We start from the raw sequence: 25,440 nt of genomic DNA, 5'->3' as shown, positions 1-25,440 counted from the left end.
CCGATATGAAACTATACAATAACATACTGTTAAAAGGACTTGCTGCCGGTGCGGTGCTCCTGACAGCTTCCTGTTCCGACAGTTATCTGAATACATCGCCCACCGAGTATCTTGACGAGGATGCCGTGTCGGGAGCCATGCAGAAGGACCCTTCGAAGGTACAGGCTTATGTCACGGGCGCATACTTCAATCTGTATTGCGGCGGCGACTATGCCACTTCGCAGGACAATATGGGCTATGCGAGTCTGCGCTTCGCCACCGAACTTATGTGTGAGGACCTCGCCAATTATTACGGCCTTAACATAGGTTACTTCGACTATCAGCTCGACTTCCGTCAGAGCAATTACCGTCGTACCGTGGCTACTTGGCGTCAGCTTTATAACGTCATCGACAACGCCAACACCATCATAACCATGCTCAAGCCCGCCGAGGGCGAGTCGCTCTCCTCGGCCAAGTCCGAAGCCATGCTCGGTGAAGCTTACGCTCTGCGTGCATTCTGCTACTATTGGCTTATCAACATATATCAGCAGCCTCTCAGCGTGGGTGCCGACCAGCCGGGCATACCGTTGAAGACCGACAGCGAGTATCGTCCCGAGCGTGTGCCGGTCGGTGAGGTCTATACTCAGATTCTATCCGATATCGACAACGGCTACAAGCTCCTTGAAGGTAAGGGCTTCCATTCGGGCAAGGGCAGCTTGTCGGAGTATTCGGCCGCGGCCATCTATGCCAACATACTCATGTTTACCGGCAATTACGGTGACGCTGCCGCCTATGCCGAAAAAGCCACTGCCGGATGCTCGTTCAATACTGCCGCCGATATGCTTGGCGGATATAACTCCCTTGACATGCCCGAAGCTCTCTGGGGCTATCGCGTGAACGTCGAGACGACCTGCTTCTACGGCTCTTGGATGTCGGTTATCGACTGCTACAGCGACGGATATTCGGGAGGAGGATTCACCGTACTCGGTGCATCGGAGCTTGTCGACCGTATAGCCGACGGCGATGTGCGCAAGGGCTGGTTCGGTTATGTGGCCGACTATAACGAAGTCAGCGGCATTGACTTCTCTCTGCTCCAGAATGTAGGCGGCCGCGACTTTACGGTATATCTGCCCGACAAGTACCGCGACGTGTATGTCACCTCGGGTGGCACGGCTGAGCCTTTCACCTCTGACGTGATCTATCTTACCGCAGCCGAGATGTACTATGTGGCAGCCGAGGCTTATTATCTTGACAATCAGCCCGACAAGGCCAAGGATAAACTCGAGGAGATTATGTCGACCCGTCAACCCGGTTATACCTGCTCTCTTACAGGCGATGCTCTGTATGAGGAGATATGCTGGCAGAAGCGTATCGACACATGGGGCGAGGGCTGCCGTTACTTCGATGCCAAACGCCGCAACGAGACCATTGACCGCGCCAAGAGTGTGAACTATGATCCCACTCTGGCCTCTATGGATGCCGTTACTTACTCGGCACGTGATTATCGCATGATTTACCAGATTCCTAATGTGGAGATGGAAAATAATCCCGACATACCCGCGGGCGATAATAATAAGTAAGCACTACTTAGGTTACTCTCAAGTAACAACATAAATTCATACTACAAAAATTGACCTAAGGAGGCGCCTGATGTGAATCAGGCGCCTCTTGTTTTTTTCTTTAACATACACTAAAACGCGGCCTAATATGCTTATGCCCCGTCTGTTGTGGCCTTAAGAATATGTTAATGCCCGATTGTGCATAAATCATGCGTTCTGCGGTTGTAACTTTGCGTCATCACCAGTTAAAACAACAGTTATTATGGACAACACACAACCAACTCCTGTAGGCGATGCGCCCGATGTCAGCATGCCTGTTGAACTCCGGCGTCTTATCGGTAAGGACCCGAGAGCCGCCCATTTTGTCGTGGACATACTTTCCGGTGTATCCGCCGATGAAGCCGTCGGCCGTCATTTTCCGCGGTCTGACGATGCTGACTCCGCTATCGGCGAGGCCGAGCGGCGCGGTTATATGCGCGGTCTAAACGAAGCGGCCAATGCCAGAATGGAGGAGCCGGCTATGTATGAGTCGCCCGACGCTCTTCTTGACGCCGCACCTCAGCCTCAGTCTGCATTTCTTTCCCGGTCACGCAAAAGCGTGTGGGACTAACCGTTTTTTTTAATCAATCAATATCTTTTTAGCTATGGAAGCAAGAATCGTAACCGGAGCCGCAGGCTCACCCCATGTACTCGAAACCCCGTTGACAACTCCTGTCACCGAAGAAGTGTCGCCCGACCTGTTGATTGGCGACATTGACAGCCGCATTGTCAAGATAAGGCCTATGGCCACTCCCGTCGACCAGATATCGCGCCTTGCCCCGGCCCGCAAGTGCAAAAGCATGAAACTCGAGTATTACTCCGTCGACACTCCTCCTGAAGTCAACACGCTTGCCGCCGCGGTGGAGCAGAGTGCGTCGACCGACACGGCCCTTCTGATGCTTAACGAGAGCAATGTATTCTGTGTGTCCGACACTGTACTCGCTCCTGATGCGATGGTCAACGGACACAAGGTGAGTGTTATGATGTATGTGCTGGAAAGCAAGGATAACGCCATGAAAGTACGTGCCATAGGTGTGCCTTCGGGCATTCTTTTCCCGCAGCTTGTTCTCGTCTCCAGACTTGTGAGAATGGGTCGTGCGGCCGCTGAACTCGACGTGCAGACTGCCAATGCTCAGGCTATTCCGGTGAAGCTGACCAATTATTGCCAGATTTTCAAGGCGCAGGTCGAGCAGTCGATGATGCAGCGTATGTCGGCCAAGGAGGTCGGCTGGACTCTTTCCGATCAGGAGGAGGTGGCGCTGATGGACATGCGCATGGGCATGGAGAAGAATTTCCTGTTCGGAGTCAGACATCGTTTTGACAAGGGCCTCGATTATGGCGAGGTGTTCATGACAGCAGGCATCTGGAATCAGACCTCCAACGACTTTACTTATACCAAGGGCAAACTCGATGCGCTGAAACTTGTGGCTCTCACCCGCAAGGCATTTACCGGTAACGCAGGCTCTGCCCGCAAGATACTCGTGGCCGGTTCCGGATTTATCGAGGAACTTAGCCGGCTCAATACCGTAAAGAGTCTGGGTGCCGTGGAGACGGTGACCCGTTGGGGTATCGACTTTAAGGAGATGCATACCAACTTCGGACGCCTGTATGTCGTGCTGAGCGAGGTGTTCGACATGTGCGGACATGCCGACGACGGCATGGTCATAGACCCGGAGTATCTGCAGAAGTATGTGCATATACCGTTCAAAGCCATGCCTATCGACCTGTGCAGGAGCGGTCAGCGCAATACGGAGGCAGTGGTGCTTACCGAGGCCTCGTGTTTGGTGCTGCGCTATCCTAATGCCCATATGCGCATCATGGCCGTGCCTGACGGCGACAACGGTGGTGAAGTTGTGCCCGAAGGCCCCGGTGACAGCGGTGATGACAATCCATTCGGTGAGTGACGATGAAGTTGCATCTTACGGAAGCGCAATTGCTGCACGAGTGGCAATTGCGCGCTTTTCCCGAACCGGTCAATTCCGGTTGTGACATAACCCGCGACGACGGCGTGGACCTCGAGGCTCTGCTTAGGGCGCGCATGCTTGACTGGTATCGCGGCCTGATTCACGAGGCTCCCTTTGACATGCTGGCGCCTGTGGCTATTGAACTGCCTGTAGAGGTCGATGGCGACGGAGTGGGGCACGTGGCATTGCCCGACAATTTGGTAAGGGTGGCGGCTGTCTCCGCAGGCGGTTGTTGTGCGGAGCTTGTCACTGATTGTCATTCGCGTAAGGCCCTGCTTCAGCGGTCGCCTTATACCCGGGCTGCGGCGTCTAAGCCTGTGGCGGTGCTGAAGGGGAGATGCATCGACATTTTTGTTGTCAGGCCCGATTGTCGTCGGGTCCTGCTGCAGGCGGTGGTCGATGACGGCGTGACATTCAGCCTTGACGCTGCGGCATTAAGCACCATACCGGGTTTCATCAGCGCATGATCGCGCGCTGTATATCATGTATTGTCAATTATATATAATTAAACGAAGATGAATAACTATATCGAAGCGGCTTTGCAGGCATGGAACAATGCTTCTGCTTTCAGGTTGCGGCGTCTGCGATGCAAACGCTATACTTTTGGCGACCAGTGGAGCGACATGGTCAAGGATTGTGACGGCGCGTGGCTGTCAGAGCGTAAGTGTATGGAAGACAGTAATTATGTGCCTGTGACCGATAATGTCATACGTCAGCTTGTTAAAATGGCCGTAGGTTATTATCGTACTGGACGTAAGTCGGCGGCGGCCGACAGATATGACAGCATGGCGCCGTATATAGCTGCCGATGCGCGTACGTTTGAGGAGTTTCTTGTGTCGGGTTGTGCCGTCCATTATGTAAAACGTGAAAATCGAGGCGGCGACATGGGGCCGTGGGCCGATATGCTCAATCCGGCGCGGTTTTTCGCAGGTCCTTTCAGCGACCCTCATGGAGAGGATATAGAGTTGGTCGGATATCTGCATGACATGTCGCTTCAGCGGCTGCTGATGCGATTTGCCCAAGGCGATCGTGCAAGGGCGTCAAGGCTCCGTGACATATATGAGAATCCCGCCATGAATGCGTTTTCGCGCCCGTCGGGATTGCTTGGCGCCTCATGCAATGACAATCTTGAGTTTGGGCGTGCCGATATGGGGTTGTGTCGGGTTATCGAAGTGTGGACTTTCGAGTTGAAAGACCGCATGCGCTGCCATGATCCTGATATGGGCCGCTTCTATTACATGCCCTCCGGAGCCAAGTCACGTATAGATCGCGGTAATATCGCACGGAAGAAAATGAAGCGTCTGCTCGTGAAGTCGAAGTGGGAGATGACGGGTGAGTGGGTATGCCGCTTTTTTTCTCCCGACGGCCATCTGCTCGGTAGCCGCAAGGCATCGCGACATCCGTTTGTATTCTGCTTTTATCCGTTTATCGACGGAGAGATACACTCATTTGTCGAGGAACTTATCGAGCGCCAGCGCATGGTGAACCGTCTTCTGTCGCTTAATGACCGTGTGCTGTCGACTGCGGCTAAGGGTGCTCTGCTGTTTCCTGAAAACCAGCTTGCCAAGGGCATGTCGGCAAAGGAGGCGGCCGACCAGTGGGCTTCGCCCGACGGGGTGATACTTTATGAGGCCATCGCCGGGCTGCCGGGTCCACGGCAGGTTATGAGCAACTGCGGCGATCTCGGCATAGACCGTATAGTCGACCGTGTCATGCTCATGATGGAGCGGGCAAGCGGTGTGAACGATGCACTGCGTGGTGACGCTCCGGGAGGCATGGCTTCGGCATCGCTTTACGAGAGTCGCCGCGAAAGTGCCAGAGCCGTCATGAGCGACATATTTGATACGTTTGACTCGTTTATAGCCCGGCGCGACCGATTGTTATGCAGCGTGTGATGATATTGATTGTGACGGTATTCGCACTGTCATGTGCCCGTACCGTATATAGGCCTGTCAGCTCTGCAAGCCGCGACTCCGTATACCGTGCGAGTGACCGGGAACTTCTCTTTTATGTGCTTGACAGTGTAAGTGTGGATTTTACGGGCGATACGGTACGCGAAAAACGTACACGTGTCATACTTCGTGATATTGTGTCGCGCGATACTCTTTATATGGAGCGTGGCGACACAATAGTCATGGTCCGTGAGCGCAAGGAGGGTATTGCCCGGCGCATATCGCGTTATCTCTTTCCTTTGGCCGGTCTGTTGCTGTTGCCCCTCATTGTCATTCTGTGGCGCAAGCGCCGAGGCCCCTGCGCCTGACTCGGATTAATGCACCCAAATGTTAGCCGGCGCCTCTACCCGTCTGTGCATCAGCTTTAATCGGTAAAGCAGAATCAATTTAACCCCCGGTTGTTAAACATCCAATGTTGGTAGGGACGCCAGTACCACGGCGTCCGGCTTCGACCCGCAAGGTCATCTGCAATTGCTCGGCCGCAGGCCATCCGGATACTCGGGCGCCGTACTACTGGCGCCCCTACCATTCAGCTCTTCAGCCGGATTTCGCGGGCCATTGTAAAAACGCGGTGGCAAACGGATGCGACGGTGTGACAACGCAAAACGCGGTGGTTAACGACTATGACGGTGGTAGGGACGCCGGTACCACGGCGTCCGGCTACGACCCGTACGGTCATCTGCAATTGCTCTGCCGCAGGCCATCCGGATGCTCGGGCGCCGTACTACTGGCGCCCCTACCATTCAGCTCTTCAGCCGGATTTCGCGGGCCATTGTAAAAACGCGGTGGCAAACGGATGCGATGGTGGGGGCAACGCAAAACGCGGTGGTTAACGACTATGACGGTGGTAGGGACACCAGTAGTACGGCGTCCGGCTACGACCCGTACGGTCTTAAAACCCAATTGTTAACCGGCGCCTCTGGCCCTTCTGTGCATCAGCTTTAATCAGTAAAGCGGAATCAATTAAAAAACGCGGTTGCCTAACACTTGAACCGTGCCCTGCAACTGTGATTCCCTGCTCCCCCTGATACATAAAAAAAGTTTAAAGTTCGGGGTTTAAGGCGGCGGATGTGTTACTGCTGCATCCTGACATCCTTAAATCCCTGACTCTAAACTGATATTCAACAAGCTATGGTCTTAATGGTCATTGTTATGATTACAACAGGTTGATGCCGGCGGCCCTGCATGCCTCTACCTGTTCCTCCGGCCATATCGAGGCCTGAACCTCGCCTATGTGGGCTTTTTGCAGTATGAACATACACAGACGGCTCTGTCCTATGCCGCCGCCTATCGACAGCGGCAACCGGTTTTCGAGCAGCGCTTTATGAAATTTAAGCTTGCTGCGTTCGGTGCAACCGCGCTGTTCGAGCTGCTTCTGCAACGACTCCGGGCTTACGCGTATGCCCATGGATGATAGCTCAAACGAGGTCTCAAGCACAGGGTCCCAGAATATCAGGTCGCCGTTAAGCCCCGTGTATCCGTCGGAGTTGGGTGTGATCCAGTCGTCGTAGTCTGGAGCGCGTCCGTCGTGCGGCTCGCCGTTGCTTAACGGTGCGCCGATACCGATTAGAAATATGGCTCCGTATTCTTTGGCGGCTTTGGCCTCGCGCTCACGTGAGGTAAGGTCGGGATAACGCTGCAGCAGTTCTTCACTGTGGATAAACGTGAGTTTCTCGGGTAGCACGGGAGTTATGTGGGGAAACTGACGGTATATGCGCTTCTCGATCTCGCGGACCACATTGTATATCTTCTCGGCTGTCGTCTTAAGGTAGTCGAGATTGCGGTCGGCCTCGGTGATGGTCTTTTCCCAGTCCCATTGGTCCACGTAGAGCGAGTGGAGGTTGTCGAGCTCTTCAAATGTGCGTATGGCGTTCATGTCGGTATACAGTCCGAAGCCCGGCGCTATATCGTAGGCGCCGAGTTTGGCACGCTTCCACTTGGCCAGTGAGTGCACCACTTCCGCTTTGGCATCGTTCATGTCGCTTATGGTAAAGCTTACGGCATGCTCTACTCCGTTGAGGTCATCGTTAAGACCGGTGCCCGAAAGCACGAAAAGCGGGGCTGTGACGCGTCGCAGATTGAGCGCCGATGCGAGTTCGGTCTGAAAGCCTTCCTTGATGGTCTTGATTGCTATCTCCGTTGTCTCCGGGAGCAGTTTCTGCTTGTATTTGGCTGGGATGATAAGACTCATTTCTTGTGTCATTGTGTTGTTTAATTGTGCAAATGTAAATCTAATATTTCAGTTATGCAATGTTTTTGCGTCAAAATGACGCTTAATGCCGAAAATACGAAGCATTTGGTATGGCCGTTTCCTGATGCGGGCTGCGCTGATTTATCAGCTGATTAACATATGGTACCCACATTGACAACATTGCTACAGCCCTATATACAGCCTCTTAAAAAAATACTTGCTAAATTTGTATAACCTAAAATACCTATTGATAACCAACTAAAAATTGAGAGTAAACACAGATATGAAAAAATTCTTGCTTATGGCGGTTTTTGCCGCCGTGGTGTCACTGTCGCTCAGTGCGGCCGACAGTCGGGCTGTGAGTTTCAACGACGGATGGCGGTTTATGCTTGGCGACTCCCCGGCCATGTCATCACCCGGTTTTGATGATGCTTCATGGCGTCGTCTTGATCTGCCGCACGACTGGGCTGTCGAGGGCGATTTCAGTGAGGACAACCCCTCGGGAACAGGCGGTGGAGCGCTTCCGGGTGGAGTAGGGTGGTACCGCAAGACATTCACCCTTCCCGGGGCTGACAAAGACTCGCGCGTATACGTCGATTTCGACGGCGCATACATGAACACCACGGTATACATAAACGGCCATGAGCTGGGCACACGTCCCTACGGCTATGCATCGTTCAGCTACGACCTTACACCTTATTTAAAAAGAGACGGTGAAAATGTTATTGCTGTCAGGGTGGACAACTCCGACCAGCCCAATTCACGCTGGTATTCCGGCTGCGGCATATACCGCAATGTGTGGCTGCGTGAGCTGTCGCCGGTGCATGTGGCGCAGTGGGGCAGTTATGTGGTGCCACGCAATGTCACATCTGAGTCGTCTGACCTTTCGGTCAGCACTACTGTCGACAATACGTCGGCCGGTGCGGTGTCGCTCCGGCTCGATACCCGGGTTCTTGACGGCACCGGTGCGGTTGTGGCTTCTTCGTCGGCACCTCTCTCTGTTGCCGCCGGCTCTTCGGAGGTGCTGACCCAGCAGCTTCGCATCGACTCCCCGCGGTTATGGACATTGACCGATCCGGCCCTTTACAAGGTGGTGACCGACGTTGTCGAGGACGGAAAGGTGGTGGACAGCTACGAAACCGTGACCGGTCTGCGCTCGATAGCGTTTGATGCTGAAAAAGGATTTTTCCTGAACGGAGAAAATATTAAGATCAACGGTGTGTGCATGCACCACGATCTTGGCGCGCTTGGCGCGGCTGTCAATACACGCGCTGTTCAGAGGCAGCTCGAAATTCTTAAAGATATGGGTGTGAACGCTTATCGCGCCTCACATAATCCGCCGGCTCCCGAAGTGCTTGCTTTGTGCGACAGCATGGGCATACTCGTGATGGATGAGGCTTTTGACATGTGGCGCCGGCGCAAGACCGAGCGTGACTATGCACGCTTTTTTGACGAGTGGTATGAGCGCGATCTTACCGACCTTGTAGTGCGTGACCGCAATCATCCATCGATAATAATGTGGAGCATCGGCAACGAGGTGCTTGAGCAGTGGAGCGATGCCGCTGCCGATACCTTGAGCCTTGAAGAGGCCAATCTTATTCTTAATTTCGGACACGGCAAGGAGCAGCTGGCGCAGGAGTCTGACTCGATGTCGGTCAATTCGCTGCTTACACGCCGTCTGGCCGATATTGTGCGCCGTCTTGACCCTACTCGTCCTATAACCACCGGAAACAATGAGCCTGATCCGGGCAATCACCTGTTTAAGTCCGGCGCTCTTGACATAATAGGCTTCAACTACCATGACGCATGGTACGACGGTGTGCCTGAAAACTTCCCCGGCAAGCCTTTTCTTGGCACCGAGACCGTATCCGCTCTTATGACCCGAGGACACTATAAAATGCCGAGTGACTCCATGACGATATCTCCGTTGCGATGGGATATACCTTGGAGCGATCCGTCATTTGCCTGCTCTTCTTATGATAATCATCATGTGCCGTGGGGCACGACGCATGAAAACTCGTTGCGTCAGGTACGCGACCGCGATTATGTGATGGGGCAGTTCATATGGACAGGCTTTGACTATATCGGTGAGCCCACACCTTATGGTTGGCCGGCGCGCAGCTCCTATTTCGGTATCGTCGATCTTGCCGGGTTCCCGAAAGATGTCTATTATATGTATCAGAGCGAATGGCGCCCTGACAAGACCGTGTTGCACCTCTTCCCGCACTGGAATTGGAAGCCGGGACAGGATGTCGACATGTGGGCATACTACAACAATGCCGATGAGGTGGAACTGTTTGTCAATGGCAGGTCGCAGGGGGTGCGGAGCAAGGGGCCCGACGATTTCCATGTCATGTGGCGTGTGCCTTTCGAGCCGGGTACGGTGAAGGCCGTAAGCCGCAAGAACGGCAAAGTGGTGGCCGAACAGACCATAAATACAGCCGGTGCGCCGGCTCGGATACGCCTTGTGCCTGACCGCGATTGTATAAAGGCCGACGGAAGCGACCTCAGCTTCGTGACCGTGGAGATCCTCGACAAGGACGGCAACATATGCCCCGGGGCCGATAACGAAGTGACCTTTGAAGTGACCGGAGCCGGACGCAATGAGGGCGTCGACAACGGCAGTCCCATATCGCTTGAGCGTTTCAAGTCTGACCGACGCAAGGCTCTGGCAGGAAAGGCATTGTTGATAGTACGCAATGACGGCACCCCCGGCTCCATAACCGTCAAGGCTGCCTCTCCCGGTCTTAAGCCCGCTACGCTCCGGCTCCGTGCGCTCTGATATTGGTATGGCCGGTGCCCATTGCCCTATAAGCAGGGTCTACGATACAATCAGTACTGCTATCATACCCCATATGACCAGCAGTATGTTGCTTACGGCGTAAGTTATCGTGTAGCCCATTGCCGGAAGCGAGCTGCCAAGGGTTTCCTGTACGGCTCCGAGCGCCGCTGTGCAGGTGCGTGTCCCGGCGCAGCAGCCGAGAGTGATGGCCGGATGAAACTTGAATATCTTGTGGCCGAGCCATAGCCCGAACAACAGCGGTAGTGAAGTGCCTATGGCTCCGACTACAAGCAGCATTGGCCCTACCTCTTTTATCCCGGATATGAACGACGGGGCGGCTTCGATGCCGATGACCGCTACAAAAACGTTAAGCCCGAGGTTGTTCATGATCCATAGCGCCGAGTCGGGTATATGACCGAATGTCGGTCGTTTTGACCGCAGCCAGCCAAACACGAGCCCCGCTATAAGTGCCCCTCCGCTTGTACCGAAGCTGACCGGTATGTCGCCGAACATTATGGTGACGGCTCCTATGACTCCGCCGATGAAGATGGCAAGCCCGACAAACATCAGGTCGCTGCTTGTCGTCGGGCGGTCCATGTGACCTATATGCACTGCTGCCGATTTCAACCGGCTGTGGTGTCCGGTCAGCAGTAGCACGTCGCCCTTCTCGATTGTCGTGTCGTCCGATATCTCGACGTTGCTCCCGTGACGTGTGATGGAGTTGATTATTATGCCGTGCATGTATCGTTGTCCGCTTAATGCCGATGCGGTTTTGCCTGTGACGCTGCGTTTTGTCACAAGTACCGGTATCTTTTCAAGCGGATATGACAGCAGTTTCTCGTCCGATACCTCCGGTCCTATCAGCCCGTGGTCCTGCACTATGTATTCGCGTCGGCCGCATAGCACTGCTGTGTCGCCTTTGTGTATTATGCGGTCGGCATTGGCGGCATATATCCGCTTGCCCGATTTTATGCGGTCTACGTAGAGCGGCAGACCCTGTGACTTTAGCTCGGCCTCGGTTTCTTTTACGGTTTTTCCGTCTTTGAAAAACTCGTTTTCGACTCTATAGGCGCGGTATGCCGCCACACGCAGAGCATTGACGCATGCCGGGTCGCTCTCCCATGAGTTTTCGTCAAGTTTGGCCTCGAGCTCTTTCGTCTGCCGTCTTATTTTCTCAAGACCTCCGAGCAGCTTGGGGCCGAAGTTGGCGAGTATTATGACAGTGCCGAGTGTGCCGTAGATGTAGGTTACTGCGTAGCACACCGGTATTATGGACAGCTCGCGGTCTTTTATCGCATCGGCCAGTGGCAGCCGGCTTATGGCGTCACCGCCTACTCCCATGAGGGCCGAACAGGTCTGTGAGCCGGAGAAGAGCCCCACTGTCTCGCCCGGGCTATACGACAGCAATAGCGCTATCAGCAGTGTCACTCCGAAGCAGCTCGAACTCATGATTACGGCAAATAATACCTGCTTAAGGCCGGCTCCCCGTAATGACCTGAAAAACTGCGGTCCCACGCTGTAGCCTATCGAAAACAGAAACATCATGAAAAACACCGTCTTCATAGGCCCTGACATAGATATCCTAAGCTGTCCTACAAGCACTCCCGTAAGCAATACCGCCGTCACACTCCCTATGGAGAAGGAGCGGTACCTGATCTTCCCTATAAGAAAGCCCGTTCCTACTGTAAGAAACAGGGCTATCGCCGGATATTGCCTCAGTATGTCGATAAATGTGTCCATCATCTTCCGATACTCGAAGTAAGAACACATCAGCGCCTGCAAGTGTTTTGTCGATTCGATGTTGTACGTATTTAAAAAATTCTGTGCTATTGTTTAATTGAAAATAAATTATAACTTTGCAGTCGCAGACCTCATTACGCAGAAGACTGAAAGCCATCGGTGCGGATTTTCTAAACCTATGGTTGCAAGGGAAATGCGGGCGGGTCGGCAGACATAGTTAAAAGCGTTTACTTGACGCTCTTTCTTGATGTTCTGAAACTTCGCAAATTTCAACCGTAGTCAAGGATGCAGCAAACGGTAGATGCCTTGTGGATATGTAATTTTTCCAATTGTGAGCGCGTGAGTGTTGACAGTTGGTGTAGTGTCATATTCTGCGTGAGGCTTCTGCATGTTTGCTCGTTCAACTACGGTGGGCAATGCGAAGGCCTCAGAACGTGGAACGGGCAACAGTACGGCTCTCACGCTTTTATGTATAAACCAATCATATGCCAATGTTGTGAGCCCTGCGGTGTTTATATTAAAATGAAAAGATTAGCATTTTTAGTCTTAGTGTTTTTTACATGCATGGCTTTTCCATCCCAATTATTTGCCGAAAGTAAGAAAGTGGCTGTTTATGTTGTTGGTGATATTATTGGCGATGATAAGTCTATAGTAAGTGATGCGGTGCTTGCGCGCATGTCCGGAAATAAAGAGTATACCGCCTTTGAGCGCAACGGAGCTTTTATCAAGACTCTTGATAAAGAACAAGATTATCAACTTGCCGGCGAGGTGCCCGAAAAGGAGATTCGTGAGGTGGGTGCACGTCTCGGAGTTGACTATGTGATAGTGGTGAATGTCATCATATCTGCTGACAGGCAGTGTATGATGTCGGCACGTCTTATTGAACTTGAATCCGCTAAAATCCTTAAATCGGTTAGCCTGAAACGTGAGTACGATGCTCATGATGTATTGTCTGCAATGGCTAATAATGTTGCGTATCGTTTACTAAACAAGAAATCAAAGTAGTTACAATATGAAAAGGTTATTTAGTATTGTGTTGCTTTTGATTCTGGGTGTCGGAGGATGCCTGTCGGTTTATGCACAGGAGCAAGTTAAAAAGAAAGTAGCGGTCTACATGACCGGAGCAAGTATTGATGATGCGTATAAAAAAGTTATCGGGGCAAAACTTGTAAGTGCGATAACTGCGAGTGGAGAATATGCTGCGGTAGAGCGTACCGCTGACTTTCTTGCTGCATTGTCGGCTGAAAACGATTACCAGACTTCCGGAGAGGTGCGTGACAGCCAGATTGCACGTCTGGGTCAGAAATTCGGAGTGAGATATGTTGTGGTGGCCGATGTAAGTGAACTATTTTCGGAGTATTTTATCGCAACACGTATGATCGATGTCGAGAGCGGTCTTGTCGAACGGGCTTTTGACATAAACGGCCCGGCAGAATCGATGTCGCAGTTGGTTGAATTATCTCTGAAAGTTGCCGATGGCCTGTTGAAAGGAGTTTACACACCATCGGTTGACACTGACCGGCCAAAGCATCTTTCGCTTTGCGTGGTCGATAAAAAAGGGAAGGTTAATTATCTGACCGTTGAGCAATGGAGTAAAGTACCTGATGACAATAAATTGGACTATACTAAAAAAGGTGTATGCATTATAGAAGACGGAGAAGGCTTCCTTGTGTCGATGCGTGATGCTGTATCTGGTGACTGGTATTATGCGTGTAATAATAACGCACCGCGTTTATGGCAGTGTAAATTAATTTGTAAATATTTTGATCCCCTTAATGCTGCACTGAATGCATTTGCTGGAGAAGGCGTCGGCTATAGTTGGACATGTGAAGGAAGTTATGAAAAAGGGACTGTATTTTATTTTTTTGGTGGGGGGACATTCATGTTTTCTAAAACAGATATCTATGCATTTCGCCCAGTATTCCCATTACCGGAATCTTAAATTATAATGTATAAGTGTGTAATATATCCGCCATTTATAATACTAAAAAAATGATATTATGAACAAAGATAGAGTCTCAATATTGAAGAGTGAAATGACCCCGGCACAAAAACTGATAATTGAGATGGCTAAACGGAAAGATGCTTCAGACTCTCAATTTCTTGATAACTGGAGTGAATATAATGAAAGCTATGACGACTATAATGATTGTCACGGCGATTACTATGACGCGGAATAACCGATGGCTGAACTGCTTTTAGGAATTATTTCGGGGATAATATCGGGTATTTTGGTGTCTGTTGCCACATGGTATATCCGTTACCATACTTATTGTCCTCGCGTAGCGGTAAGTGACGATATCAGTTTGAAAATATGTGAAGAGGAAAGAGAAATAAGAGATAAAAAGGCTGGTTCAATGGTCAGGAGAAAAGTGAGGGCGTCGGTGTATATAATAAAGTAACCTGTCAGGATAATTTCAACGAACTATGACCATTATAATAAAACCGACATTCAATTGTAATTTTCGCTGTCTATATTGTTATCTTGCCAACGATATAAAGGCTGATGATTTTATGATGGATGTTGAGGTTGCCAAATCAATAGTAAAGCAGGCAATTGATTATTGTTGTCTTAACCATCGCAAGAAATTGACTCTCATTTGGCATGGCGGAGAACCCTTGTTGTGGGGAAACGATAAATTCAGACACGTCTTTGAATATACCGCCGGACTTGATGCGCCTTTACTTGTAAGACATGGCATCCAGACCAATCTTTCCTTAATTAATGATAACTATATAGAGCTTTTTAAGTCATACGATGTCAGGGTCGGTTTTTCAATAGACGGTGTCAGAGATATAAATGATAATCTTCGATTGGATATGAATGGAGACGGTACATTTGACCTGTTAATGCCAAAAATGAGATTGTGCCGCGAGAGAGGGTTAAATATTGGAGCGATAGTGGTAGGAAGTCGATTGATTAAAGGCCGAATTGCTGAGATATACGAGTTTCTGTGTATGCACCGTTTGAATTTTAAGTTTAATCCGTTGTTTTTGTCGGGTGAGGCGACAAGGGCGGACGCGATTTCAGTTACACCGATAGAGTATGCTGATATGTCCAACCATTTGTTTGACCTGTGGTTCTTTGACCGAGATAATCATTTGAAAGAATCAACATTTACTGACATTGCAAGCTACTTTGTATCTACGAAGAAAAAAAGTGCAGGATGCATGTTCTCTCAAAATTGTCAGGATGACATTGTGGCAATATCACCAAGAGGCGATATATTTCCATGTGGCAGATTCTGCGAGACCGATACACGTTATTCTTATGGAAATATAAATGAAGAGTCTTTAGCCGTTATTCTTCAAAGACGCAAAAAATCCCTGATATATAGGCGGTCTGAATTTATTAAGAAAAGTGGATGCTACGAATGCTGGTACTATGATTTATGTCATGGCGGATGTTTACATGACGGATTTTTAAGGAGTGGAGATTTCAAGTCCAAGACTTTTTTATGTACGGCGTATAAGAAGATTTTCCGCCATATAGAAAGTCGTTTGCAAGAAGCAGGCATGGCATAAATTCCGCAATAAGAACACATCAGCGCCTGCAAGTGTTTTTATGACATTGCATAGTTTGTGTGGATTATGAGAGGATGGTTGGGCCGTGTGGCCTTTAGCATTTTGTGTATTGTGTCGTCTGTGGCGGTATGGGGGCAGATGCCAATAAAGTTGTCGGTGGTGCCGGAGGTGGCGCCCGACTCGGCCGATGTAGCTTACTACGGACGCACTCACTTCTGGCGTGCCGCCGGCGAGACGTTTGGCTTCAATATCGGGCTGTGGGCCTTTGACCGCTACATACAGCACGGCGATTTCGCTTACATATCGCTCCACTCGATAAAAGAAAATTTCAAGAAGGGCTTCAAATGGGACAACGACAAGCTCGGCACCAACATGTTTCTGCACCCTTACAACGGGAGCCTTTACTATAATGCGGCACGCTCTAATGGCTACAACTACTGGCGCTCGGGGCTCTTTGCCATCGCCGGGAGCGCCATGTGGGAGCTGTTTATGGAATGCGAGTATCCGTCGACCAATGACATTATAGCCACTCCTATAGGCGGTATGGGCATAGGTGAGGTATGCTACCGCGCTTCCGATCTTGTACTTGATGACCGCGCGCAGGGTTCGGAGCGCTTCGGCCGTGAGGCCGCTGCGTTCATTATATCGCCGATGAGGGGCCTTACGCGTATACTTACAGGCGACGCGTGGCGTGTGCGTCCTACCTCGGGACGGGTGTTCGGCATACCGAAGCTTGCCGTGGAGTTTTCGCTCGGTACACGTCTGCTTCAGTATCGTCACGAGATACATGACATCAGTGCCGGCGCCACGGCCGAAATCAATATAGAGTATGGCGACCGCTTCGAGATAAAGAGCTCGGTGCCATATGACTATTTTACTTTCCGCGGGTGTCTTAATGTCATGAAGGGGCAGCCGTTTTTAAGCCAGCTGGAGATAAAGGGTCGCCTTATGGCGCGTGAACTGCTTGAGAACCGTAAATACCGCCTTAGCGTGGGCCTGTATCAGCACTTCGATTTTTATGATTCCGATACTATATCGGCGCGCTCGGCCAAAGTGCCCTACAAACTCGGTATCCCGGCAAGCCTCGGCTGCGGCGTCATGTTCCGCGACATAGAGCGCCACCGGTGGGTGTTTGACGCCTTCGCCCATGCCAATGCGGTCATACTCGGCTCTGTACTGTCAGATTATTATGCTGTTGACTGCCGCAATTACAATCTTGCGAGCGGCTTCTCAATAAAAGGAGGTGCCAACATGGTGTTTGACAAGAGCCGTTTCTCCGTAGGTATTACTCATGAGTACTACCGCCTCTTTACATGGAAGGGCTATCATAAGAATACCGACCTTGCCGACAGCGATCCGCGTACTCTCGACGTGCAGGGCGACCACAGCGCCGCTTCTTTCAACGTCACCGAACTGCGCGCCGACATGAAGCTTTGGCGCAAACTCTATATGACTTTTTCTTTCTCCCACTACCTCCGCTCTACCCACTACCGCGACTATCCGCATGTTACATCCTCCTCAATAGCCGCCCGTCTGATGCTCACCTACAAGCTGTGATACTTTCGGAAATCCGGATGCATCTTCCGCGAGGACTTCGGGAGTTGACTACTTTACGGTGTTCGTTGGTTGAAGGCCGCCTGCATGCCGGTCACTACCAGAAGGTCGCCGGTGTCAGTAAGGTAATAGAGTGCATCGGAGTTATCCCACCACACTCCTTCCACCGGCTCCTTTATGATCTTTGCTCCCTTGTCCGGGCCGGTAAGCCAGTAGATGCCTTCCGTTGTGCCAATTATGACTCCGATGGGCGACAGGGCCATGTCGGTGATATTGTCGGCCTGATAGATGTTTTCCGCCACCCGATTCGTCATACGCAAGAATTTTGTTGAAGTCTCTGATACGTAATATTGCAAGGCCCTCTATGAGTCTGTCCTCGTTCTTAACGCCGTTAAATATGGATTTTTGTTCGCATATATCCTCCGATACCCATACTCCGGGAAGTATGTCGTTGATGTGTGGACGTGTCTGTATGGAGTTTAGGAAGCGGCGCGCTGCGTTGAGGTCGTCATCGTAGTCCATATTCATTTTGAATCGTGTTTTCATTGGGTGTGCTGTGCCGCGGTCATCCTCTCGTTGGCGGTGATTGGTTCATATAATTAAAGCGTAGGAATCTGTATCTGTTGCCATCCTACGAATCGAGGCTTCTCGCATTGCCCTATTACAGTTGGACGGCAACGAAGAAGCCCTACGCTTATATATGTAAAGTAACTACAGCCCAAACTCCCTCACAGAGTTTCGGCTGTTGCTGATATACATATCCGCACGACATCTACCGTTGCTCAATCCTTGACTGTAATATGAAACTTTGCGAGAATTTCGATTCGTCAAGAATCAGCGTGGATAAACGCTTTTCAAAATGTCTGCTCGCCGCCCTCATACCCTTGACCGGGGCTTTTATGCGGTCTGCTCCACAAAGATAGTAATTATTTCTGAATCAGCAACTCAAAGTGAGAAAATTCTGCATGTCGGACGTGGACTTGAATCGAATATGACTGGACAATAGAGCGGGACAACGACTGGATGACAAGGTTCAAAAGTATATACAAGGATAGCATAGAGGCTCTAACGCTTGCGCTCTTTGCATTGGTGCTGTTTATATTTATCTCACTCAAAGTAAGGCAGATTGGCAATGCCATCTATCCGATATCCCTTTTGGCCAATCAGCATATCCATGACCTCCTTAGAGGTATGAGAACGGTATTTATAGCTTATGTAGACCTCACGTTAAATAAAAAACGGCGTCGGACCTCTCGGCCGACACCGTTTCCCATGATACACTTTACAGGTCGATTATTTATCGCTGTTTCCTTTTGTCTGCTGAACTACTTTTATAGTGCCGTCGGGGTTGTATTCCAGCTTGTCGACGCAGATGGAGCGCAGATTGCCCTGTCCCGACAGATCCTGATTGTGGTAGAATGCATACCACTCGCCGTTGTATTTCACGATAGAGCCGTGGCTGGTGTCGCAGCCTGTAGGTTCGAGATACACGCCTTTGTATTCCCAAGGACCGAGCGGCGAGTCGCTCATGGCATAGCACAGACGGTTGGCTCCACGGCCATCCTCTACATGGTTGTCGGCATATGACAGGTAGTACTTGCCGTTGTATTTGTGCACCCATGAAGCTACTTGGATACACAAGTACAACGGACGCTATTATCTTTCTTATTCCGATAACCATGATGACGGATGGAATGACGGAGTGGCCGGTGACAACCGCATGCGTTACGCTGTCAGTGACTCTCCGCTCGGCCCTTGGACCTACATGGGTATCTACATGGAACCAACCGACAGCTATACCAATCACGGCTCGATCGTCAACTTCAAGGGCCAGTGGTTTGCTTTCTACCACAACAGCAAGCTTTCGGGCCACGACTGGTTGCGCTCCATCTGCGTCGATAAGTTGTATCATAACCCTGACGGTACAATAAAGGTCGTTGAACAGAGAAAGTAGATAAGTCATAGTATTCTGTAATGTGTCGCAAAGGCTGTTCATGGTATATCCGTGATTTTGCTTTTGCGACACAGTTTTCAATAACAGGCGGCACCGCAATGCACTCCGTTTACATGCATGGGAGTCCGTTAGACTGCATGATTTTTACATTGACGCTATTAAAACACTGTATTGATTCGAAATATTATGACTATATTTGTAGAAACCAAAATTCAATTGTATGTTTAAATATTTAGTAAGACCGATCTTGTTTCTCGGGCTTGCGGTTGCGGCGCAATACGCGACCGGACAGACCGAGCCTTACCGAAATCCCGATCTCTCGGCCGACGAGCGTGCCCGCGACCTGCTTTCGCGGCTTACGCTTGACGAGAAGATAAGTATGATGACCAATCATTCACCTGCTATAGAGCGTCTCGGCATACCTGAGTACAACTGGTGGAACGAGGCATTGCACGGAGTGGGCCGTGCAGGTACCGCCACTGTGTTTCCTCAGGCGATAGCTCTTGCCGCAACGTTTGATGACGGTGCGGTGGCTGAAGTATTCGACATGGTATCGGACGAGGCGCGTGTAAAATACAACCAGTCGGTTCGCAACAATCGGCGCGGACAATATCGCGGACTTACTTACTGGACCCCGAATATAAATATATTCCGTGATCCGAGATGGGGACGCGGGCAGGAGACCTACGGCGAGGACCCGTACCTTACTTCTCGTATGGGGCTGGCTGTGATACGCGGACTTCAAGGCGACGGCACGGGCAAATACGATAAACTGCATGCCTGCGCCAAGCACTTTGCTGTCCACAGCGGTCCGGAGTGGAACCGCCATACATACAACGCCACCAATATACCGGTCGAAGATCTGTGGGAGACTTACCTGCCGGCTTTTAAGGCGGCTGTCGTCGACGGACATGTGAAGGAGGTCATGTGTGCTTACAACCGGTATGAGGACGAACCTTGCTGCTCAAATAAAAAATTGTTGAAAAAAATATTGCGTGACGATTGGGGATATGACGACGTGGTGGTATCGGACTGTGGCGCTCTCGGCGATTTTTTCACCCGCGAGCCTTACGGTCACGGCACTCACAAGTCAAAGCTCGAGACTGCCGCCGATGCTCTCCTTTCTGGCAACGACCTTGAGTGCGGCGACAGAGCCTATCCCGATATAAAGAGTAGTATCGAAGCCGGACTTATGAACGAGGCTGACCTTGACCGTTCTGTATTCCGTCTGTTGCGCGCACGTTTTCAGCTTGGCAATCTGTTTGATGACGAACTTACGCCGTGGTGGAGCCTTTCAGATTCTCTCGTGGCCTGCGACTCTCATCGTGCCAAGGCGCTGGAGATGGCACGCAAGAGTATAGTCATGATGACCAACCGCAACAACACACTTCCGCTTGACCGCGGGATTAAAAAAATTGCGGTTCTCGGTCCAAACGCCAATGACTCTGTTATGATGTGGGGCAATTACAACGGTTTCCCGAAGTCATCTGTGACGATACTTGACGGCATACGCTCCAAGTTTCCCGAAACAGAGGTGGTGTATCTTAAAGGATGTGACTATGTGGACGAGACGGTAACCCTTAGCGAGTTTGACAAGATGTCGGCTGACGGACGCAAGGGCATGAAGGCTTCGTTCTGGAACAATAGAACGCTTGATGGCGATCCTATGCGTGTTACCTATTTCGGTGAGCCGCTCAACCTGACCAACAACGGTGAGACCGCCTTTGCTCCCGATGTACCTGTGGTGAATTTCAGCGCGCGTTTCGAGGGCCGTTATGTACCGGCTGAGTCGGGCGAGGTCACATTTCATGTCGAAGGCGATGACGGCTTCCGCCTGTTGATTGACGGCAAGCCCGTGATAGACGAGTGGGGCGAAGGCCATAAGTCCGACATAACTTATGTGCTTGATGCCAAGAAAGGACGCGGTTATGACATAGTACTTGAATATTATCAGGCTTACGGTTCGGCCGACCTTAAATTTGACCTCGGAGAGCGGGTGCCCCTTGATTATAAGAGTGTGGCCTCGCAAGTGGCCGATGCCGACGCTATAATATTTGTGGGCGGTCTTTCGCCTCATCTTGAAGGAGAGGAGATGGGAGTGCATCTTGACGGCTTCCGTGGTGGCGACCGTACGGCCATAGAGCTACCTGCAGTTCAGGACCGTTTGCTTCAGGCACTTAAAGCGACAGGTCGTCCTGTGGTGTTTGTCATGTGTTCGGGCAGTGCTGTGGCCATGCCTTGGGCCGCTGAAAACTGCGATGCTGTGCTCACTGCCTTTTATCCCGGAGAGGCCGGCGGAACGGCTATCGCCGATGTGCTGGCCGGCGACTGCAATCCGTCAGGTCGTCTGCCTGTGACGTTCTATGCTTCGACAAGCGATCTTCCCGACTTCGAGGATTATTATATGGACAACCGCACTTACCGTTACTTTGAGGGCAAGCCTCTGTTCCCCTTCGGTCACGGACTGGGCTACTCCGAGTTCAGCTATGGCGATGCCACGATAAAGCCGTTGGCTGACGGTGGTGAAGCGGTGGCTGTGCTTAACGTGCCGGTGACTAACGCCGGGCAGATGGACGGCGACGAGATTGTGCAGGTTTATGTGAGAAATCTACAGGACCCTTACGGTCCTAAAAAATCGTTGCGCGCCTTCCGTCGCGTAGCCACACGTGCCGGCGAGACTGTAGGCGTTGAGTTTGCTTTGCCGTCGGCTGCGTTTGAGTTTTTTGACCGGGAGGAGGAAGTAATGAAAGTTAAGCCCGGCGATTATGAGATACTTTATGGAGGCACTTCCGATGACGCTTTACTGAAAAAACTCAGCTTTACCTTGAAAAAATAATAACAATAGCTTTATAAACGAGTCCCGTTTTATGTTTAACAGCATGAAACGGGACTTTTCTTATGAATTAACTTAATATTTAATATAGTATTAAGGGCGTAAACTGACTTTTGCGAAAAAAACAGACCAAACATTATTTCAATCATGAAAAAGAATAAAGTAACGATTTCAATCATTATCGCACTGGTCTTCTCCACAGTTTCCGCAGTGGCGAAGACCACCTATCCCTTCCGGTTTGCACCTTCGACAGGGATAGTGAACGAGGCGGAACAACCTTATCGTCAGGAATTGTGTCTTAACGGTTACTGGGATTTTCAACCGGTGAAGACTCCCTCCGACTACAGGCAAGGGGCCGGAGTGGCTCCGGAGCTGCCGGCTCCGGTATCGTCAGGATGGAGCAAGACTCCGATAAAGATACCTTCGCCGTGGAACATCAACAGTTTTGCCAACCGCGACCTTGAAGGCCCCGACCACCGCAACTATCCGTCATATCCCGCAGAGTGGGACGACATACTGATGGGATGGCTGAAAAAAGACTTTACCGTGCCGGCCGACTGGGCGGGAGAGGATATAAAGTTGTATTTCGAGGCCGTTGCCGGAGAGGCTGTGGTGTATGTCAACGGACATAAAGTAGGCGAGAACTTTGACCTGTTTCTCCCGTTCTCGTTTGACGTGACCGACATAGTCACTCCCGGCGAGAAAGCCGAGGTACTTGTAGGTGTGAGGAGCCAGAAGCTCTTTGAGGACAACTCGACCGTGGGCCGGCGTATTGTGCCGGCAGGCTCTATGTGGGGCTACCATATAAACGGTATATGGCAGGATGTATATCTGCTTGCCATGCCCAAGATACAGGTGAGTGACGTATTTGTAAAACCTCTTGTTGACAAAGATCTGCTGGAAGTCGAAGTTGAACTTACCAATAATACGGCCAAGAAAGCCGATGTGACATTGGGCGGTGATGTGCGGCAGTGGATCAATCTTGCCGGCAATGACGTAAACTCGGCTCCCGAACCCAAGTCTATGCTCGGAGCAAGCGCCCTTGCGATAACTCCCGTTAAAGTGTCAGTACCGGCAGGCTCTTCGGTAAAGACCACGCTGTCGGTGAAAGTTGACGGCAGGCTCAACTTATGGAGTCCCGAGCATCCTAACCTGTATGGCCTTGTGCTCGATGTGGCTGACAAAAAGAATGTCATTGACAAAAAGTACGAGCGTTTCGGATGGCGACAGTGGACGTTGGCAGGCGACAAGCAGTGTCTTAACGGCAAACCGTATGCTCTACGTAGTGACTCATGGCACTTCCAAGGCATACCCCAGATGACGCGCCGTTACGCGTGGGCTTGGTTTAAGGCCATAAAGGACATGAACGGCAATGCTGTGCGCCCTCATGCACAGGTCTATCCGCGTTTTTATCTCGATATGGCTGATGAAATGGGCATATGTGTGCTCGACGAGACAGCCAACTGGGCTTCTGACGGAGGTCCGAAACTCGACTCTGACAAGTTCTGGGAACACTCGAAGGATCACCTGTCACGCTTCGTGAAGCGCGACCGTAACCATGCGTCGGTATTCGGTTGGTCGGTCAGCAACGAAAACAAGCCCGTAATACTTTATGTATACAACCGTCCCGACCTTATGCCGTTGCAGGTCAAGGCATGGGAGGAGTGGCGCGACATAGTACGCGACATAGACCCTACGCGTCCGTGGATTTCGTCAGACGGTGAAGATGACGGCGACGGCATACTTCCTGTGACAGTCGGTCATTATGGAGACACAAATTCAATGAACGGATGGAAGGCTATCGGTAAGCCGTGGGGTATGGGTGAGCACAGTATGGCCTATTACGGTACTCCCGAGCAGGTGTCGAAATACAATGGCGAACGCGCATATGAATCGCAGCTCGGACGCATGGAGGGTCTTGCCAACGAGTGTTATAATCTTATAGCTGACCAACGCAATATGGGAGCAAGTTTCAGCACCATATTCAATATGGCGTGGTACGGTCTAAAGCCGCTCCCTCTCGGCAAACGCGACATAACTGTGGCTCCGTCGCTTGAGGATGACGGTATATTCTTCGGTGAATATGTCGAGGGTGTTCCCGGTGTTCAGCCCGAGCGCGTAGGCCCTTACTGCACAACTTTCAATCCCGGTTATGACCCAAGTCTGCCCTTGTATGAGGAGTGGCCGCTTTTTGCGGCATTGCGTGCTGCCAATGCTCCCGGAGCTCCGGCATGGAGCGAGTGGGCCGAAGTTGATAAGTCTGTTTATGAGGCACCGGCCGCCAATGCCGCCAAGCCTTATGGCGAGGTGATGTTTTTCGGTGATGCCGACGGCAATGTCAAGCGTACTCTTGACGAACAGGGTGTTATATGGAGTGCACGCATCAAGAAGCCTGCTTCGGCTCTTGTGATAGTAGATGCATCGTCGGCAGTGTCTGCTGATGACATCGCGAAAATCAAGGGGCTGGAAGCCAAAGGCGCCGATGTATGGTTGTGGGGCGTGACTCCGGAGGCTGTCAAATCGCTGTCGGCGTTGTTGCCTGACCGTCTTGAAGTGACTCCGCTCGTGCGCTCGTCGTTTATACCCGTGCAGAGTTCATGGCTCCGCGGCTTCAACAACAGCGACTTCTACTTCTGCGAGGTTCAGGTCGGCGATGTGTCACGCAATGCTTTGTCGGGCCGGTTTGTCGATAACGGAGAGGTGCTTCTTGACGCTTGCCGTACCGACTGGCGCAAATGGAACAAGCGCGCTGAGGAACTCAAGACGGCGTCGGTACTGCGCAGCGAGAACGAGTGTCCCGAAGCTACGGCAGTCTTCGTACGTTATCCCGGCAAAACTTCCGATATGTACGTAAGTACGCTTACTGAGTTTGCCAACTCTGAAAAGGGCTTCAATACTCTTTCGCGTCTGCTTGGCAACGCCGGAGTGCAGTGTCGTCAGCGCGAGATTGATGCCAACGACGTTTTCTTCCACCGCGACGGCAAGGTCATGTTGCCTGCTTCTGCCAAGGAGCATTTCGCCAAAAACGGCGGTGATATGGCAGAACTCGTGTTCTATGCCTATAGTCCGCGTCCGCTCGATGATCTGCTGATTGAGCCTAATGTGCCTAAACTGAGTTTTGAGGTCAAGAGCAAAAAAGCCGAGCTTGCTGTGAATGACAGGCCGGTGGCTGTAAAGCAGGCCCTTAACGAGGCCCGTTTCCATGAACTGCCGCTTAAATCGGGGTGGAACAAGATAACCGTCAAAGTACGTCGCGATGATCTTAACAATGACTTCTACGGCTTCTTCTACTGCGATAACCGTGCCGACTTCATGCCTCTGCTCAATGCGGCTTATGTGAATCCCGAATCACGATAAATCAATCTTAG

Annotated in this window: 18 protein-coding genes and 2 pseudogenes; 16 read left to right on the top strand and 4 right to left on the bottom strand. The window is 51.2% G+C overall.

The genetic code is table 11. The annotated features are described in order from the left end of the window. Nucleotides 1-5 precede the first annotated feature (5 nt). The 6 genes from FW767_RS06405 to FW767_RS06380 all read left to right on the top strand — a co-directional run bounded on the left by FW767_RS06405 (nt 6) and on the right by FW767_RS06380 (nt 5,801). Nucleotides 6-1,559: a RagB/SusD family nutrient uptake outer membrane protein gene (locus FW767_RS06405; protein ID WP_121698462.1), complete on the top strand. Its 1,554-nt coding sequence runs from the start codon at nt 6-8 to the stop codon at nt 1,557-1,559. A 241-nt stretch (nt 1,560-1,800) separates the two neighbouring features. Then, nucleotides 1,801-2,148 (top strand): hypothetical protein, encoded by a 348-nt coding sequence (locus FW767_RS06400; RefSeq protein WP_121698463.1) that lies wholly within the window; start codon nt 1,801-1,803, stop codon nt 2,146-2,148. A 34-nt stretch (nt 2,149-2,182) separates the two neighbouring features. Further along, complete coding sequence (locus FW767_RS06395; protein ID WP_121698464.1) at nt 2,183-3,481, top strand: SU10 major capsid protein; 1,299 nt, start codon at nt 2,183-2,185, stop codon at nt 3,479-3,481. 2 nt (nt 3,482-3,483) lie between these two features. Continuing rightward, the gene (locus FW767_RS06390; RefSeq protein ID WP_121698465.1) at nt 3,484-4,008 is read left to right on the top strand and encodes a hypothetical protein; all 525 of its coding nucleotides are present in this window, start codon (nt 3,484-3,486) and stop codon (nt 4,006-4,008) included. Between the two features lie 48 nt (nt 4,009-4,056). Next, a complete protein-coding gene (locus tag FW767_RS06385; RefSeq protein ID WP_121698466.1) occupies nt 4,057-5,436 on the top strand; it encodes a portal protein in 1,380 nt (459 codons plus the stop codon). After that, a complete protein-coding gene (locus tag FW767_RS06380; protein WP_148464331.1) occupies nt 5,433-5,801 on the top strand; it encodes a hypothetical protein in 369 nt (122 codons plus the stop codon). The genes FW767_RS06385 and FW767_RS06380 overlap by 4 nt, the downstream gene beginning before the upstream one ends. 848 nt (nt 5,802-6,649) lie before the next feature. On the opposite strand, the gene asnA is transcribed toward FW767_RS06380, so the two are convergent. Next, a complete protein-coding gene (gene asnA / locus FW767_RS06375; protein ID WP_121698469.1) occupies nt 6,650-7,684 on the bottom strand; it encodes an aspartate--ammonia ligase in 1,035 nt (344 codons plus the stop codon). Between the two features lie 283 nt (nt 7,685-7,967). On the opposite strand from asnA, the gene FW767_RS06370 reads away from it, so the two are divergent. Next, nucleotides 7,968-10,466, top strand: a complete 2,499-nt coding sequence (locus FW767_RS06370) for a glycoside hydrolase family 2 TIM barrel-domain containing protein (protein ID WP_121698514.1) — start codon at nt 7,968-7,970, stop codon at nt 10,464-10,466. A 39-nt stretch (nt 10,467-10,505) separates the two neighbouring features. On the opposite strand, the gene aspT is transcribed toward FW767_RS06370, so the two are convergent. After that, a complete protein-coding gene (gene aspT, locus FW767_RS06365) occupies nt 10,506-12,206 on the bottom strand; it encodes an aspartate-alanine antiporter (RefSeq protein ID WP_121698515.1) in 1,701 nt (566 codons plus the stop codon). A 522-nt stretch (nt 12,207-12,728) separates the two neighbouring features. Between aspT and FW767_RS06360 the strand changes: the two genes are divergently transcribed. The 6 genes from FW767_RS06360 (at nt 12,729) to FW767_RS06335 (ending at nt 17,288) form a co-directional block, all read left to right on the top strand. Next, on the top strand, nt 12,729-13,211 hold the full coding sequence (locus tag FW767_RS06360; protein ID WP_147438712.1) for a hypothetical protein: 483 nt from the start codon (nt 12,729-12,731) through the stop codon (nt 13,209-13,211). Between the two features lie 7 nt (nt 13,212-13,218). Next, a complete protein-coding gene (locus tag FW767_RS06355; RefSeq protein WP_121698471.1) occupies nt 13,219-14,148 on the top strand; it encodes a hypothetical protein in 930 nt (309 codons plus the stop codon). A 58-nt stretch (nt 14,149-14,206) separates the two neighbouring features. Continuing rightward, on the top strand, nt 14,207-14,386 hold the full coding sequence (locus FW767_RS06350; RefSeq protein ID WP_121698472.1) for a hypothetical protein: 180 nt from the start codon (nt 14,207-14,209) through the stop codon (nt 14,384-14,386). Between the two features lie 3 nt (nt 14,387-14,389). Then, nucleotides 14,390-14,608: a hypothetical protein gene (locus FW767_RS06345; RefSeq protein WP_121698473.1), complete on the top strand. Its 219-nt coding sequence runs from the start codon at nt 14,390-14,392 to the stop codon at nt 14,606-14,608. Nucleotides 14,609-14,633: 25 nt separating this feature from the next. Then, a complete protein-coding gene (locus FW767_RS06340) occupies nt 14,634-15,731 on the top strand; it encodes a radical SAM/SPASM domain-containing protein (protein WP_121698474.1) in 1,098 nt (365 codons plus the stop codon). Nucleotides 15,732-15,797: 66 nt separating this feature from the next. Further along, nucleotides 15,798-17,288, top strand: coding sequence for a DUF3943 domain-containing protein (locus FW767_RS06335; RefSeq protein WP_205523840.1), 1,491 nt, complete (start codon nt 15,798-15,800; stop codon nt 17,286-17,288). A gap of 53 nt (nt 17,289-17,341) precedes the next feature. On the opposite strand, the gene FW767_RS06330 is transcribed toward FW767_RS06335, so the two are convergent. Further along, nucleotides 17,342-17,599 carry a hypothetical protein gene (locus FW767_RS06330; RefSeq protein ID WP_121698476.1) on the bottom strand — a complete coding sequence of 86 codons (258 nt, stop codon included), beginning with the start codon at nt 17,597-17,599 and terminating at the stop codon, nt 17,342-17,344. A gap of 979 nt (nt 17,600-18,578) precedes the next feature. Continuing rightward, a pseudogene (locus FW767_RS06325) lies at nt 18,579-18,911 on the bottom strand (family 43 glycosylhydrolase); the annotation flags it as partial. Between FW767_RS06325 and FW767_RS06320 the strand changes: the two are divergent. From FW767_RS06320 to FW767_RS06310, 3 genes and pseudogenes are all read left to right on the top strand, one after another. Then, a pseudogene (locus FW767_RS06320) lies at nt 18,904-19,239 on the top strand (family 43 glycosylhydrolase); the annotation flags it as partial. The pseudogenes FW767_RS06325 and FW767_RS06320 sit on opposite strands and share 8 nt — an antisense overlap. A gap of 220 nt (nt 19,240-19,459) precedes the next feature. Beyond that, a complete protein-coding gene (gene xyl3A / locus FW767_RS06315) occupies nt 19,460-22,075 on the top strand; it encodes a xylan 1,4-beta-xylosidase (RefSeq protein WP_121698488.1) in 2,616 nt (871 codons plus the stop codon). A gap of 144 nt (nt 22,076-22,219) precedes the next feature. After that, nucleotides 22,220-25,429: a glycoside hydrolase family 2 protein gene (locus FW767_RS06310; protein WP_121698489.1), complete on the top strand. Its 3,210-nt coding sequence runs from the start codon at nt 22,220-22,222 to the stop codon at nt 25,427-25,429. Nucleotides 25,430-25,440 lie beyond the last annotated feature (11 nt).

Source organism: Heminiphilus faecis, from assembly GCF_008728965.1.
GTDB classification, from domain to species: domain Bacteria; phylum Bacteroidota; class Bacteroidia; order Bacteroidales; family Muribaculaceae; genus Muribaculum; species Muribaculum faecis.
The sequence above is the reverse complement of the archived record's forward strand: the minus strand, read 5'-3'. Positions and strand labels throughout refer to the sequence as shown.

What these genes read in the sequence shown, in the direction of transcription:
- FW767_RS06405 (WP_121698462.1), top strand. Translation starts at nt 6, where the DNA reads ATGAAACTATACAATAACATACTGTTAAAAGGACTTGCTGCCGGTGCG.
- FW767_RS06400 (WP_121698463.1), top strand. Translation starts at nt 1,801, where the DNA reads ATGGACAACACACAACCAACTCCTGTAGGCGATGCGCCCGATGTCAGC.
- FW767_RS06395 (WP_121698464.1), top strand. Translation starts at nt 2,183, where the DNA reads ATGGAAGCAAGAATCGTAACCGGAGCCGCAGGCTCACCCCATGTACTC.
- FW767_RS06390 (WP_121698465.1), top strand. Translation starts at nt 3,484, where the DNA reads ATGAAGTTGCATCTTACGGAAGCGCAATTGCTGCACGAGTGGCAATTG.
- FW767_RS06385 (WP_121698466.1), top strand. Translation starts at nt 4,057, where the DNA reads ATGAATAACTATATCGAAGCGGCTTTGCAGGCATGGAACAATGCTTCT.
- asnA (WP_121698469.1), bottom strand. Translation starts at nt 7,684, where the DNA reads ATGAGTCTTATCATCCCAGCCAAATACAAGCAGAAACTGCTCCCGGAG.
- FW767_RS06370 (WP_121698514.1), top strand. Translation starts at nt 7,968, where the DNA reads ATGAAAAAATTCTTGCTTATGGCGGTTTTTGCCGCCGTGGTGTCACTG.
- aspT (WP_121698515.1), bottom strand. Translation starts at nt 12,206, where the DNA reads ATGGACACATTTATCGACATACTGAGGCAATATCCGGCGATAGCCCTG.
- FW767_RS06360 (WP_147438712.1), top strand. Translation starts at nt 12,729, where the DNA reads ATGAAAAGATTAGCATTTTTAGTCTTAGTGTTTTTTACATGCATGGCT.
- FW767_RS06355 (WP_121698471.1), top strand. Translation starts at nt 13,219, where the DNA reads ATGAAAAGGTTATTTAGTATTGTGTTGCTTTTGATTCTGGGTGTCGGA.
- FW767_RS06350 (WP_121698472.1), top strand. Translation starts at nt 14,207, where the DNA reads ATGAACAAAGATAGAGTCTCAATATTGAAGAGTGAAATGACCCCGGCA.
- FW767_RS06345 (WP_121698473.1), top strand. Translation starts at nt 14,390, where the DNA reads ATGGCTGAACTGCTTTTAGGAATTATTTCGGGGATAATATCGGGTATT.
- FW767_RS06340 (WP_121698474.1), top strand. Translation starts at nt 14,634, where the DNA reads ATGACCATTATAATAAAACCGACATTCAATTGTAATTTTCGCTGTCTA.
- FW767_RS06335 (WP_205523840.1), top strand. Translation starts at nt 15,798, where the DNA reads ATGAGAGGATGGTTGGGCCGTGTGGCCTTTAGCATTTTGTGTATTGTG.
- FW767_RS06330 (WP_121698476.1), bottom strand. Translation starts at nt 17,599, where the DNA reads ATGACGAATCGGGTGGCGGAAAACATCTATCAGGCCGACAATATCACC.
- xyl3A (WP_121698488.1), top strand. Translation starts at nt 19,460, where the DNA reads ATGTTTAAATATTTAGTAAGACCGATCTTGTTTCTCGGGCTTGCGGTT.
- FW767_RS06310 (WP_121698489.1), top strand. Translation starts at nt 22,220, where the DNA reads ATGAAAAAGAATAAAGTAACGATTTCAATCATTATCGCACTGGTCTTC.